Genomic DNA, 12,823 nt, shown 5'->3' with positions numbered 1-12,823 from the left:
TGGAGGGTGCGAAAACTGTTTAAGCTGCTTGGCAACAAAAGATTGTTTATTCTGTTGATGGGACTTATTTTGTTTATTGCGGTGATGGGGTTTACGCTGGGGCCTAGGACCGCCTTATCCTGGCCGGAGAAGTTCATCAAGGATACGGTCGGCTTCGTGCAATACGTGTTTTACAAGCCCGCTAGCTATGTAGCGGGCTTGTTTGAAGATATTTCGAATCTCCGAGCGCTGGAGGAGGAGAACGAACAGCTGAAGATCGCCTTGGCGCACTATACGCGTGACAAAGCGACTTATAACTGGATCGCTCAAGAAAACGCACGGTTGCAGGATAAGCTTGATTTCACCGAAGCCCAAAAGAGGATTTACGATTACACCTGGAAGATCGCTCAAGTGGTCAGCGTCAACGACGATCCCGTCACTCCTACGATCGTCGTCAACCTTGGGGCACGGGAAGGCGTCAAGGAGGGGATGGCCGTCTCTACCGAAAAAGGGTTGGTTGGCGTGATCAGCCATGTCAGCAACTTTACGTCCACCGTGCGGCTCGCCACCTCGATGGACGCCAAGGACCCGAATTCCAACGGCATCGCCGTTACGGCGCAGGGGAAGGAAAACGACGTCTTCGGCATGATCGAGACGTTTGATCGGGTGCAGGGGATGTTCCTGATGACGCGCATAGAAGATGCCACACCACTGAAGGAAAACGACCTGATCGTCTCCTCCGGGATCGGCGGTGTATTCCCGCGCGGGATGGTGATCGGCACGGTGAAGGACATCCAGGTTGGCGAATACGGATTGACGTATACCGCTACGGTGGAGCCCGCCGCAAATTTCACCGACTGGAAGGAACTGTTCATCGTGTTTACGCCGGAAGGTGATGGCGAGTGAACAAACGCAAACTAATTCTATTCCTGCTGCTGTTCCTTTTGTTTATCCTGGAGGGAACCCTGGTTCCCTGGCTGGTCCCGCCGGCTTGGCAGTCGCGGATCGCTCCGCATTTGGTTTACGTGGTCATTCTCTATTTTTCCGTTTATGAGAACCGGCATACGGGGCTGATCCTCGGATTGGTGTTCGGAATATTACACGATATCGTCTTTTACGGCGCGTTGATCGGAGCCTACTCTTTCGCCATGGGATTGTCCGGCTATCTGCTCGGACTCCTGTCGCGAAACCAGCGCGCCCCTCTGCCGCTCATGATGATCGTCGTGCTGCTCGGCAGCCTGCTGCTGGATTCGATCCTGTTCGGCACGTATTCGCTGTTTGAATTGATCCATCAGCCGTATACATGGGCGCTCAAAAACCATATCATCCCGAACGTATTCGTGCAGTTCTTGTTTAGTCTGGCGATTTACGTGCCGCTGCGGCGTCAGCTCGAAATCATCACCCGCAGGCGTTCGCCCGAGGAGAATGCTTGACTTCCCGCTTATTTTGCTTGCCGTAAGCAGGAACTTTCCCGCTCCGGCGCGAATTGATTAGGGGGGAGGGACAGGCTAATGACAGTAAAATCCAACCACGTGACGATCAAAGGAATCAAAGATGGCCTGGTTTTCCTGCTGGACGACAAGTGCGATTTTTCTAGTCTTCTGGAGGAATTGAAGTATAAATTGGAATTTAGCCATCAACATATTTTGACCGGGCCGATCATCCACGTCGACGTGAAGCTGGGGATGCGACTCGTCACCGAGGATCAGAAGGAAATGATTCTTGATATATTGAAGCAAAAAGGCAATCTGCTTGTCCGCTCTTTCGAAATGCCGGAGATCGTCCGCGCGGATGGGCCGGGGGCGCTGGCTACGATCGCGGGTATCGTCCGCTCGGGCCAAGTGCTGCATCATGAGGGGAACCTGCTGTTTATCGGTGATGTCAATCCCGGGGGGACGATCCGCTGTACCGGCGACATTCTGATTTTAGGCGCACTAAGGGGTATGGCCCACGCGGGACTAGAGGGGAACGAGAAGTCGATCATTGCGGCTTCGTACCTGTCTCCGACGCAGCTTCGGATCGCGGAAACGATCAGCCGGCCTCCGGACGAGTGGGAGAACCGGGAAACGAGCATGGAGTTCGCTTTTCTGCGGGAAGGAAAGATGCAGATCGACAAAATCATCAATATTACCCGGGTAAGACCGGACCTTAACGTGTTTAAAGGGGTGTGAATCATGGGACAAGCTATCGTAATTACGTCCGGCAAAGGCGGGGTCGGCAAAACGACCACCTCGGCCAATATCGGAACGGCGCTTGCGCTGCTGGGGAAAAAAGTCTGCTTGGTCGATACGGACATCGGTTTGCGGAATTTGGACGTGGTCATGGGACTGGAGAATCGGATCATCTATGATTTGATCGACGTCGCCGAAGGCCGCTGCCGTTTGAATCAAGCGCTGGTCAAGGATAAGCGGTTCGATGAGCTGTACATGCTCCCGGCTGCGCAAACGAAAGACAAAAACTCTATTTCGCCGGAGCAGGTCAAGGATATTATTTTGGAACTCAAGAAGGAATTCGAGTTCGTCATTATCGACTGCCCCGCCGGGATCGAGCAGGGCTTCAAGAACGCGATCGCCGGCGCGGACCAGGCGATTGTCGTCACGACGCCGGAGCATGCCGCCGTGCGCGATGCGGACCGGATTATCGGCCTCTTGGAGAACTCGCATATCGCTTCGCCGAAGCTGGTTGTGAATCGGATCAAGATCAATATGATGAAAGCCGGGGACATGCTGGATATCGAAGGGATTTTGCAAGTGCTGAACATCGATTTGATCGGAATCGTACCGGACGACGAATTGGTCATCAAAGCCGCCAACAGCGGCGAACCGACGGTCATGAATCCCGAATCCTCGGCGGCGATCGCCTACCGCAACATCGCGCGGCGGATCTTGGGCGACACCGTGCCGCTGATGCTGCTGGATCAAAAGAAGGGCGTGTTTACGCGCTTCAAGAAGTTTTTTGGAATGGGTGGATAACCGTTGTTTTTTAAACTAAAAAAAGTGGACTGGCTGATGGTGGGAATCCTCGTATTGTTAATGCTGTTCAGTACCCTCCTGGTGCGCAGTGCCATTGCTCCTTATGGCTCGGAGTTTCAAAGCTACGACATCAAGACGATTCTTTTCTATTTGCTGGGATTTGTCGCCGTGTTCGGTATGGCTTTGGTTGATTATCGTACGCTGCTTCGGTATAGCTGGTACATTTACGGGGCGGGCTGCGTGCTTCTCGTGCTGGTCTACCTGTTTGCGCCGGAAATCAACGGAGCGCGCAGTTGGTTTCAGATCGGAGGGCTACAATTTCAGCCAGCCGAACTGGTCAAGGTCATTCTGATTTTGACGACGGGGTATATGTTGGGCCAAAAAATGGGGCAACCGCTGCAATTTCGGCGCGACATCATCCCGATTACGCTGGTGACGCTGCTGCCGTTTTTTCTCGTGCTGATTCAGCCGGACCTGGGGAATGCCATTATCTATCTCGTGGTGCTGGTAGGGATGCTTTGGATCGGAAATGCCAGGTACAGCCACGTCTTGATCGCTTTGACGGCCGCCGTAGGGGCATTGATCCTGTTCGTTACGTTGTTTAACGCCTATAACACGCAGATTCAGGACTATTTGGAGAAACATCAGAAGATCCACTGGTACCAGCGGATCAACACGTTCATCAACCCGGATCAAGCGTCGAGCGATGACAGGCATCAATCGAACTACGCCAAGATCGCTATCGGCTCCGGGGGACTGCTTGGCGACGGATACATGAAAGGCGACTTGAAGAACAAAAAATTCATCCCTTACCCGTATTCGGATTCGATCTTTGTCGTCGTTGGCGAGGAGTTTGGGTTCATCGGGGCATCGGTGCTGCTGCTGGTCTACTTCTTGCTCATCTACAGGATGATCCTGATCGCCCTGCATTGCATCGATAAGCGGGGGGCTTACATTATCGTCGGGATCGTAGCGATGTTCTTGTTTCAGATTTTCGAGAACGTCGGGATGATGATCGGACTGATGCCGATTACGGGGATTACCTTGCCGTTTATCAGCTATGGGGGAACCTCGCTTCTGATCAATATGTTATGTATCGGACTGGTGTTCAGCATTAAGCTGCATCAGGAGAAATATAAGGTGGACTAGACAAACCGGTGCCGGAGGGCATCGGTTTTTTGGTCGCGCTGCGGAAGTGGGCGTTGTCCAAACCAGATAGAGGTAAAAAGTCACCTTATTTTTGCTATTCAAGGGATTTTGGATGAAATAAGGTGATTTTTTACCCTTATTATGGAGAATCCAAGACAGTTTGGGGTGAAATCGGATAAATAAGGTTAAAAATTCCCGCTATTTTGCGACTTGAAGGCAAATCGGCTGAAATAACGACAAATATTAACGCTATTTTCTTCAGAGCTCAGGAGTGATTGAGGCATGCGTAGACAATGTCTAGACTGAGCCGAAGCCGTTAAGCGGAAGCGAGCTTGTTCATATTCCATCCTTCTGGCTCATAAGTATGAAGTACAGGCCAAGGACAAACTGGGCATCGGACCGGAGGGATGAGAACATGGACGTGAAATCAAATGTGAAGAAACGGAGGGCGGAGCGGATTCGGCAACTGACGATGGAAGACGCCGTGGGTCCGCTGCCGCCGGACCGAGGCTGGGGAACGGCGCACGGGCAGGCAGCCGTTGCCCCGCGTGAACAAGTGGCGCGAAATGGCAAGGCGGAGCGCCCGGATAACGTCGAACCCGATCCCGAGCTGTTATGGAAACGCGGGCAAGGCCGCTGGCAGGACCCGTACGGGAGCGCCTACGGAAGCCGTATCGAAGATCCTGTCGGAGCCGGACCGGGAAAACGTTCTTCATTTTGGAACGCGATGTTCGCCCGACTGATCATCAGCGCGCTTCTATTTGCGGCGATCTGGGGGATAAACCGCTACGAGCCGTCATGGGCGACGCCGGTCCGCGCGTTTATCGCCAAGTCGCTTACCGTGGAGATGGATTTTCAGGCGGCCCAAGCCTGGTACGAACGTTATTTCGGCGGAGCGCCGTCGTTTATTCCGATATTCAAAATCAACGATGATCGCGGGCTGCGGGTTGGGGCGGCAACCGGTTTCGCTCCGCCGATCGCCGGCAGCTTGGCCAGCCCTTATGCCTTAAGCCTGAAGGGCGTGGAGATCATCCCCGACGCCGGCAGCGCACAGGTCAAAACGATCGGAACCGGGAGGGTGCTTGGCGCTGCCCGGGATGCCGTCACCGGGCAGACCGTCACGGTGCAGCACGCCGGCGGTTATGTTTCGGTGTACGGACATTTGGAGCGGATCTCCGTCGAAAAAGGGGACTGGCTGGAAGGAGGCGATGTTCTGGGCAGCCTTCCGCCGCGAACGCAATCGCCTTTGCCGACGCTCTACTTCGCGGTCAAAAAAGATGACCGGTATATCGATCCGGCGGATGTGATTCCGTTTGATTAAATGGCGCGGCATCGCGATTTCTTTCCACCCTTTTTTCGTGATCATCATGCTGACGTCGGTGCTGACCGGCCATTTCCTGGAGTTGCTTGCCTTGTTCTCGATCGTGTTCGTTCATGAGATGGGCCACGTATTCGCCGCCCGCATGTACGGCATCAAGGTGTTGTCCGTCCAAATGCTCCCGTTCGGGGGGGTGGCGGTGATGGAAGACGCGGGGGAGATGACGGCCGGGCGGGAAATCGCCATCGCTTTGGCGGGACCGCTGCAGAACGTCCTGCTGATCGGCGCCTCCCTGCTGCTGCATGTCGCCGGAATTTGGGACGGGCCGTTTTTGGACTATTTTATCCAAAGTAATCTGTTGATTGCCTCATTTAATCTGTTGCCCATCCTCCCGCTGGACGGAGGGAAAGTCTCGCAGGCAGTCTGCAGCCTGGCCATGCCTTACCACGCCACGCTGATCTGGTCCTACCGCATCAGCCTGTTGTTCAGCGCCTTGCTGCTGGTTTATTCCTTTTTGCCACTGCTGCTCGGGCTGGGGGGGATGCAGTTGAATCTTTTGCTGATCGGCCTTTTTTTGCTCTATTCCAATCTGACCGATTATCGGAACATTCCTTACCGTTTTTTGCGCTTTCTGGTGAACCGGGACCGCAGCTTCTCCAGGCATCTGCTGACCGGGACTTTGGCCCAGCCGATCATTGCCGACAAATCGAAACCTTTGGATCATATTTTGCGTCTATTTAAAAGAGAAAAATACCATTTCATTTATGTGATGAACCACCAGGGGAACATCGTGGCGGTCGTGCCGGAGCAGCGGGTTATTTCCTCTTTCTTACAGGGAAGTTCCGGGGCTTGAAGCGCAAATGTCGTGATATAATGGAACGGGCATGTTACTTGATAAAGAGTTCATGATCAATGGATGACGAACGTATGAAGGGTGAGATCATGAAAAGGATGATTGTTCACTGCGGACCCGGCTCTACGGAGATAGCGCTTATGGAAAACGGCAAACTGGTGGAGTATGCGGCAGAGGGTTCTCAGCAGCGGGGACTGGTTGGCAGTTTTATTAAAGGCAAGGTGGTCAATGTCATTCCCGGCATGCAGGCCGCTTTTGTGGATATCGGTCAGAAAAAAAATGCGTTTCTTTATATCGACGAGGTGCTGCACCCCCATTTGGAGAAGCAGCCGAAGGAGAAGCCGTCGATTGCGCAACTTCTGAAACCCGGTCAAGAGCTGATCGTTCAGGTGGTGAAGGAAGCGATCGGCAATAAGGGAGCTAGAGTGACGACTCATTATTCCTTGCCGGGACGCTGGATTGTCTATATGCCGACGTCCGGTTATGTTGCCGTTTCCAAGAAGATCGAGCGGGAAGAGGAGAAACACCGCCTCAAGATGATCGGCGAGGAGCTGCGCAGCGAAGAGGAAGGGCTGATTCTGCGTACGGTCGCCGAGGAAGAGGACGGCGAGGCGATCGGCGAAGATCTTGCGCAGTTGCGCAAGCTGTGGGCGGCCATTCTGGAGAAGGCGAAACACGCTGCGGCGCCGGTCGTGCTGCATCAGGATTTGAGCATGATCCAACGCCTGATGCGCGACGTGTACAGTCCGGAAACGGACGAGTTGATCATGGATTGTCTGGAGCAAGCCGAGGAGGCGCTGACTTTCCTGCAAGCGATGCTTCCGGGGGAGACGCCACGCGTGATCGTGCATGAAGGCGCCGCGCCGTTATTTGACCACTATGAGGTAAAGCCGCAGCTGGAGAGGGATTTTCAACGGAAAATCTGGCTGCCCGGGGGCGGCTATCTGGTGTGGGACACGACCGAGGCGCTGACCGTCATCGATGTGAATACCGGCAAGTTCACCGGGGGAGACAACCTAGAGGACACGGTATTCCGCACGAATCTGGAGGCCGCGCAGGAAATGGCCAGGTTGATCCGGCTGCGGGACACGGGCGGCATCATCATCGTCGATTTTATCGACATGGCCAGCGACGAGCATCGAGCGGCCGTTTGCGAACGGTTGGAACAGGCGATGTCCGGCGACCGAACGCAGCATCATATTTTGGGCTGGACCAAGCTTGGTTTGCTTGAAATGACGCGCAAAAGAATGCGGGAAGAGAACACGGTAATGAGTTGATTTTTTGCAAGGCCCATGATAGTATATTAGGGTATGTGTCATAAGTTAGCTTGTGCACATGCTGCAACCGCTCCGATCGGGTCGACAAGTCCGCTGGACCTTGGCGTCTAACGGCACCTGAATCAGGCGAGTCTGAGACATGAGGAGGTGCAAGCAAATGTACGCAATTATCGAAACCGGCGGTAAACAATACCGTGTTCAAGAAGGCGATGTGCTTTACATCGAGAAATTGAACGCAGAAGACGGTGCAAGCGTAACGTTCGATCGTGTGTTGGCGGTATCTAAAGGCGAAGGATTGGTAACGGGAGCTCCATTGGTATCCGGCGCAAGTGTGACGGCGAAAGTCGAGAAACACGGCAAAGGCCAAAAAGTTGTCGTTTACAAATACAAACCGAAGAAGAACTACCACAAGAAGCAAGGTCATCGTCAACCTTACACGAAAGTAACGATCGAGAAAATCCAAGCGTAAGAAGGTGCGATAATTTGATTATCGTCTCCATATTGCGCCGGAAGGATAACGGCATTGCGGGTTTTGAGGTGGAAGGCCATGCCGGCTACGCTAAGGCTGGGGAAGACATCGTTTGCGCAGGCGTTTCGGCCGTGACCGTGGGAACGGTTAATGCGATCGAAGCGTTGACGGGCATGGTGATGGACTCCAGGATGAAGAACGGCTTTCTCAGCGCGAATCTCCCTGTGGCGGCCGGGACGGAAGCCGAAGAACAAGCGCAATTGCTGCTTGCCTCGCTTGTCGTTATGCTGAAGAGTATCGAAGAATCATACGGGAAGTATATTCAGATACAGGACGTCATTATTTGAAGAAGGAGGTAGACTACAATGTTGAAATTGGATCTCCAGTTATTCGCTTCCAAAAAGGGCGTAGGCTCCACGAAGAACGGACGCGACAGCATCGCGAAACGCCTTGGCGTGAAACGTGCTGACGGTCAAGTCGTAACGGGCGGAAGCATTCTCGTTCGTCAACGCGGAACGAAAATTCACCCGGGTACGAACGTAGGCATCGGTTCGGACGATACGCTGTTCGCGAAAATCGACGGCGTCGTGAAGTTCGAACGTTGGGGTCGCGATCGCAAAAAAGTGAGCGTCTACCCTGTGGAAACCGCTCCTGTAGCGGCTACAGTCGAAGCTTAAGAGCTTGAAGCAAGAGCCCTGGCACGTTGGTGTCAGGGCTTCTCTTTTTTTGCGTACATAACGGGAGCGATATTAATGCAGGTATGTTATACTGGGTAATGATGCCAGGGTGGAATCCAAATCCGCCCAATTTGTTAGAGGAACGGGGAAAATATGAAACATCGGTTCATGGTGAAGGCGATGTTCGTGCTGTTGGCGGCCGTTAGCCTGACACTTGCTTATTTTCTGAAATCGCCGATCGGACAGGTTCTTCTGTGCGGTGCTCTTTTCGTGCTGTTTGGGGTTTATGTTCGGCATCTTCGGAAAGCGGCTGAACTGGAGCGGAAGCATTTGCTGGAATCGGTTCAACGGACGGCCTCCGCCACATTAGGCCATCATCGCCATGATTGGATGAACGATCTGCAGATTTTGTACGGGTATATCCAGCTTCGGAAAATTGATAAACTGGCCGATTGCGTGGAAAGAATAAAAGGACGAATGGCCGTGGAGAGCAAAATTGCAAGGCTTGGCGTCCCGGCTTTGGTCTTCTACCTGCAATCGTTCCGTGAGGTGAACGGTTCGGTACAGCTGGACGTTGACATTGAGGACGAACTGCAGTTGGACAGCTTGTTGACCGCGGAAGAAGCGGAAGAACTGACCCAAGCCATCGTAGAAACGGTGCGGATATTTCAGTTTAGCGGGCGGTCTTCCTGGGGAGAGATGCTGCAACTGAAGATGTCGATGTACCGCGAAAGCGGCGAGGTGCTGGTTCGATTCGATCAGATCGGTGCAGCAGGGAATCAGGAGGCACTCGCACGCCATATCGATGAAGGGATTGCGGGAATGCGGGTACGGGCCGATCGCGGCGATGCGGAGAACGGATCGCTGCGGCTTCGGGTGCCTTGCGGAAAAATAAACGAGGTGAACGCATGTTTGTAGATAAAGCGAAAATTTATGTTAAAGGGGGCGACGGCGGCGACGGGCTTGTGGCCTTTCGCCGGGAGAAATACGTTCCCGAAGGCGGGCCGGCCGGCGGTGACGGGGGCAAAGGCGGCGACGTGATTTTTCGCGTTGACGAGGGCCTAAGAACGCTGATGGATTTCCGCTATCAGCGGCATTTCAAGGCGCAGCGCGGAGAGAAAGGGCGAAACAAAAGCCAGCATGGGGCCAATGCGGAGAATATGATCGTACGGGTACCTCCGGGAACGGTCGTCATCGACGACGATACCCAAGAGGTACTCGCCGATTTAACGCGTCACGGGCAGCAGGTCGTCGTCGCTCGCGGCGGACGCGGCGGACGTGGCAACATCCGGTTCGCGACGCCGAGCAACCCGGCGCCCGAGCTGGCGGAGCATGGCGAGGAAGGCGAAGAACGCTGGGTCGTGCTGGAGCTGAAGGTGATGGCGGACGTCGGGCTGGTCGGATTTCCGAGCGTTGGCAAATCGACGTTACTATCGGTCGTATCGGCGGCCAAGCCGAAAATCGGCGCCTATCATTTCACGACGATTACCCCGAATCTCGGGGTCGTCGAAGTGGGCGACGGGCGCAGCTTCGTGATGGCCGATTTGCCCGGGCTGATTGAAGGCGCGCATGAGGGCGTTGGCCTGGGCCATGAGTTCCTGCGTCACGTGGAGCGGACGCGGCTGATCGTCCACGTTGTTGATATGGCCGGCTCGGAAGGACGCGACCCGTTTGACGATTGGCAGAAGATCAACGATGAACTGCGGCAATACAACGCGGATTTGGAGAAACGCCCGCAGATCGTGGCCGCCAATAAGATGGATATGCCCGAAGCGGCGGAGCATCTGGAGAAATTCCGCGAGGAAGTCGCCAAGGTACGCGGGGATCTGGAAATCCTACCGATTTCCTCGCTGACCCGTCAGGGCATTCAGGAACTGCTGTACCGCGTATCCGATCTGCTGGAGCAAATTCCGGAGGCGCCGGCCATCGAAGAAGTGACCGAGCTTACGGAACGCAAAATTTTCAAATTGGACCAAACGGAAGACGAAGGCTTTACGATTCGCCGCGAGAACGAGACGTTTGTGGTGGAAAGCGTGAAGATCGAACGGATGATGAAGCGGATGCAGTTGAATTCCCACGACGCGATTCTGAAGCTCGCCCGCACCTTACGGCATATGGGGGTTGACGATGAACTGCGGAAGCGGGGCGCCAAGGATGGCACACCGGTTCGTATCGGCGACTTCGAGTTTGAATTCGTGGAAGGCAGCAGCTACTACTATTGACGGCATGGAGCACCTTAAAGGTGCTTTTTTTGCTATCGGACAGGACAAAAAAAGCATTGCCACACTTCCGAATTTCCGCTATAATGTCCACTATACGAAAACAAAAGTCTCTAAGGAGAGGACGTTCGTGAAAGAGCACTACTATTTGGTACGTGAGGATATTTTGCCTGAAGCGGTGGTCAAGACCTTGCAGGTCAAGCAGTTGCTGGCCTCCGGGGATGCCAAGACGGTGCACGAAGCCGTAGCGCAGGTGGGGTTGAGCCGCAGCGCTTTTTATAAATATAAAGACGGCATTCATCAATTAAATCAAATCGATCGGGAAAGCATCGTCACCATCTCCTTTGACCTGGAGCATCGGTCGGGGATTTTGTCGAAGGTACTCGCGCTGATCGCCGGTTCCGGCGGCAATGTACTGACGATCAACCAAAGTATTCCGCTGCAAGGCAAAGCCAATGTCGTGATCTCCGTGGAAACCTCGCGCTTAACCGAGGAGCTGGATGAGATGCTGGGCTCGCTGCAAGGCATCCCGGGAGTAAGGAGAACACAGATCGTTGGGCAAGGATAAGAGAAGAAGCCAAACGGGAACACCCGCAATTGGATAACGGGAGGGGACGGCTGTGAAGCCTGTGAAAGTAGGACTGCTCGGACTCGGCACGGTGGGGACCGGCGTGGTCCGAATCTTGGAAGGACATCAGGAGGACCTCAGTAGTCAGGTCGGCTCGCCGATCGTGATCGAGAAAATCGCCGTCAAGACTTTAGAGAAAACGCGCAGCATCGAGGTGGATCCGCGAAAGCTGACGGAGGATCCCTGGTCGGTCATCCGCGATCCGGAAATTGACGTCATCGTGGAAGTGATGGGCGGCGTAGATCAGACGAAAGCTTATATTCTGGAGGCGCTCGAACGCGGCAAACATATCGTGACCGCCAACAAGGATTTGATGGCGCTGTACGGCTCGGAGATTCTGGAGAAAGCGATGGAACATCAATGCGATGTATTCTATGAGGCCAGCGTGGCCGGCGGCATTCCCATCATCCGCACGTTAATCGAGGGCTTCTCCTCCGACCGGATTATGAAGATCATGGGGATCGTCAACGGAACGACCAATTATATTCTGAGCAAAATGAGCCAGGAAGGCGCCTCCTACGAGGACGTGCTGAAGGAAGCGCAGCAGCTTGGGTACGCGGAGTCCGATCCGACCTCCGACGTGGAGGGGCTGGACGCGGCCCGCAAAATGGCCATTTTGGGTACGCTCGGCTTCCGCACGAACGTGGAGCTTGGCGATGTTCACGTCCGCGGCATTTCTACGGTGTCGAGGGAAGATGTTTTATATGCCAAGCGCCTCGGCTACGAGATGAAGCTACTGGGCATCGCCGAACGGCAGGATGACGAATTCAGCATTACGGTGCAGCCGACGATGGTCAAAAAAACGCATCCGATTGCGGCCGTAAACGGCGTATACAATGCGGTGTACGTGTACGGGGAAGCGGTCGGGGAAACGATGTTCTACGGCGCGGGCGCCGGGGAAATGCCGACGGCCACCTCCGTAGTCGCGGATTTGGTCGCCGTCGTCAAGAATCTCAAGCTTGGCGTCAACGGGCTGAAGGCAATCGTGCCGTATAAGCCGAAGAAGCTGAAGACCGACGAACAAATTGCCTATAAAAATTTCCTGCTGCTGCACGTCGACGATAAAGCCGGCGTCCTGGCGCAAATCACCCAGGTGTTCGCCGAATACGAGGTCAGCTTGGAGTCGGTCGTGCAGTCGCCGAACACGAATTTGGCCGGTGCGGAGATCATGATCGTCACGCATAACGCCAGCAAAGCGAGCATGGATAAGGTATTGGCTCATTTCGAGTCGCTGGACGTCATCCACCGGATCAAAAGCGTGTATCGCGTCGAGGGATAAACA

The 12,823-nt window shown here is 54.3% G+C and carries 15 protein-coding genes and 1 other annotated feature; all 15 genes read left to right on the top strand.

Annotated elements, in window-relative coordinates:
- The first annotated feature begins 6 nt into the window (after nucleotides 1-6).
- A complete protein-coding gene (mreC, locus tag ACZF99_RS19780) occupies nucleotides 7-885 on the top strand; it encodes a rod shape-determining protein MreC (RefSeq protein WP_483606674.1) in 879 nt (292 codons plus the stop codon).
- Nucleotides 882-1,412 carry a rod shape-determining protein MreD gene (gene mreD / locus ACZF99_RS19775; protein ID WP_483606673.1) on the top strand — a complete coding sequence of 177 codons (531 nt, stop codon included), beginning with the start codon at nucleotides 882-884 and terminating at the stop codon, nucleotides 1,410-1,412. Before mreC ends, mreD begins: the two co-directional genes overlap by 4 nt.
- A gap of 78 nt (nucleotides 1,413-1,490) precedes the next feature.
- The gene (gene minC / locus ACZF99_RS19770) at nucleotides 1,491-2,150 is read left to right on the top strand and encodes a septum site-determining protein MinC (protein WP_483606672.1); all 660 of its coding nucleotides are present in this window, start codon (nucleotides 1,491-1,493) and stop codon (nucleotides 2,148-2,150) included.
- A gap of 3 nt (nucleotides 2,151-2,153) precedes the next feature.
- Complete coding sequence (minD, locus tag ACZF99_RS19765; RefSeq protein WP_483606671.1) at nucleotides 2,154-2,951, top strand: septum site-determining protein MinD; 798 nt, start codon at nucleotides 2,154-2,156, stop codon at nucleotides 2,949-2,951.
- Nucleotides 2,952-2,954: 3 nt separating this feature from the next.
- Nucleotides 2,955-4,100, top strand: a complete 1,146-nt coding sequence (locus ACZF99_RS19760) for an FtsW/RodA/SpoVE family cell cycle protein (RefSeq protein ID WP_483606670.1) — start codon at nucleotides 2,955-2,957, stop codon at nucleotides 4,098-4,100.
- 415 nt (nucleotides 4,101-4,515) lie between these two features.
- Complete coding sequence (locus tag ACZF99_RS19755; protein ID WP_483606668.1) at nucleotides 4,516-5,421, top strand: peptidoglycan DD-metalloendopeptidase family protein; 906 nt, start codon at nucleotides 4,516-4,518, stop codon at nucleotides 5,419-5,421.
- Nucleotides 5,414-6,271 carry a M50 family metallopeptidase gene (locus ACZF99_RS19750; RefSeq protein ID WP_483606667.1) on the top strand — a complete coding sequence of 286 codons (858 nt, stop codon included), beginning with the start codon at nucleotides 5,414-5,416 and terminating at the stop codon, nucleotides 6,269-6,271. The genes ACZF99_RS19755 and ACZF99_RS19750 overlap by 8 nt, the downstream gene beginning before the upstream one ends.
- A gap of 89 nt (nucleotides 6,272-6,360) precedes the next feature.
- The gene (locus ACZF99_RS19745; RefSeq protein WP_483606666.1) at nucleotides 6,361-7,548 is read left to right on the top strand and encodes an Rne/Rng family ribonuclease; all 1,188 of its coding nucleotides are present in this window, start codon (nucleotides 6,361-6,363) and stop codon (nucleotides 7,546-7,548) included.
- Nucleotides 7,549-7,603: 55 nt separating this feature from the next.
- Nucleotides 7,604-7,692, top strand: a sequence feature (ribosomal protein L21 leader region).
- A gap of 13 nt (nucleotides 7,693-7,705) precedes the next feature.
- On the top strand, nucleotides 7,706-8,017 hold the full coding sequence (gene rplU, locus ACZF99_RS19740) for a 50S ribosomal protein L21 (protein ID WP_044481735.1): 312 nt from the start codon (nucleotides 7,706-7,708) through the stop codon (nucleotides 8,015-8,017).
- A 14-nt stretch (nucleotides 8,018-8,031) separates the two neighbouring features.
- The gene (locus ACZF99_RS19735) at nucleotides 8,032-8,364 is read left to right on the top strand and encodes a ribosomal-processing cysteine protease Prp (RefSeq protein ID WP_483606665.1); all 333 of its coding nucleotides are present in this window, start codon (nucleotides 8,032-8,034) and stop codon (nucleotides 8,362-8,364) included.
- Between the two features lie 18 nt (nucleotides 8,365-8,382).
- The gene (gene rpmA / locus ACZF99_RS19730) at nucleotides 8,383-8,694 is read left to right on the top strand and encodes a 50S ribosomal protein L27 (protein ID WP_016311130.1); all 312 of its coding nucleotides are present in this window, start codon (nucleotides 8,383-8,385) and stop codon (nucleotides 8,692-8,694) included.
- A gap of 153 nt (nucleotides 8,695-8,847) precedes the next feature.
- Nucleotides 8,848-9,612, top strand: coding sequence for a Spo0B domain-containing protein (locus ACZF99_RS19725; protein ID WP_483606664.1), 765 nt, complete (start codon nucleotides 8,848-8,850; stop codon nucleotides 9,610-9,612).
- On the top strand, nucleotides 9,603-10,916 hold the full coding sequence (gene obgE / locus ACZF99_RS19720) for a GTPase ObgE (RefSeq protein WP_483606663.1): 1,314 nt from the start codon (nucleotides 9,603-9,605) through the stop codon (nucleotides 10,914-10,916). The genes ACZF99_RS19725 and obgE overlap by 10 nt, the downstream gene beginning before the upstream one ends.
- A gap of 127 nt (nucleotides 10,917-11,043) precedes the next feature.
- Complete coding sequence (locus ACZF99_RS19715; protein WP_483606662.1) at nucleotides 11,044-11,481, top strand: ACT domain-containing protein; 438 nt, start codon at nucleotides 11,044-11,046, stop codon at nucleotides 11,479-11,481.
- 52 nt (nucleotides 11,482-11,533) lie between these two features.
- A complete protein-coding gene (locus ACZF99_RS19710) occupies nucleotides 11,534-12,820 on the top strand; it encodes a homoserine dehydrogenase (RefSeq protein ID WP_483606661.1) in 1,287 nt (428 codons plus the stop codon).
- Nucleotides 12,821-12,823: the final 3 nt, after the last annotated feature.

Source organism: Paenibacillus sp. JL3B1040 (assembly GCF_057063165.1).
This window is presented reverse-complemented; position numbering and strand designations above follow the sequence as displayed.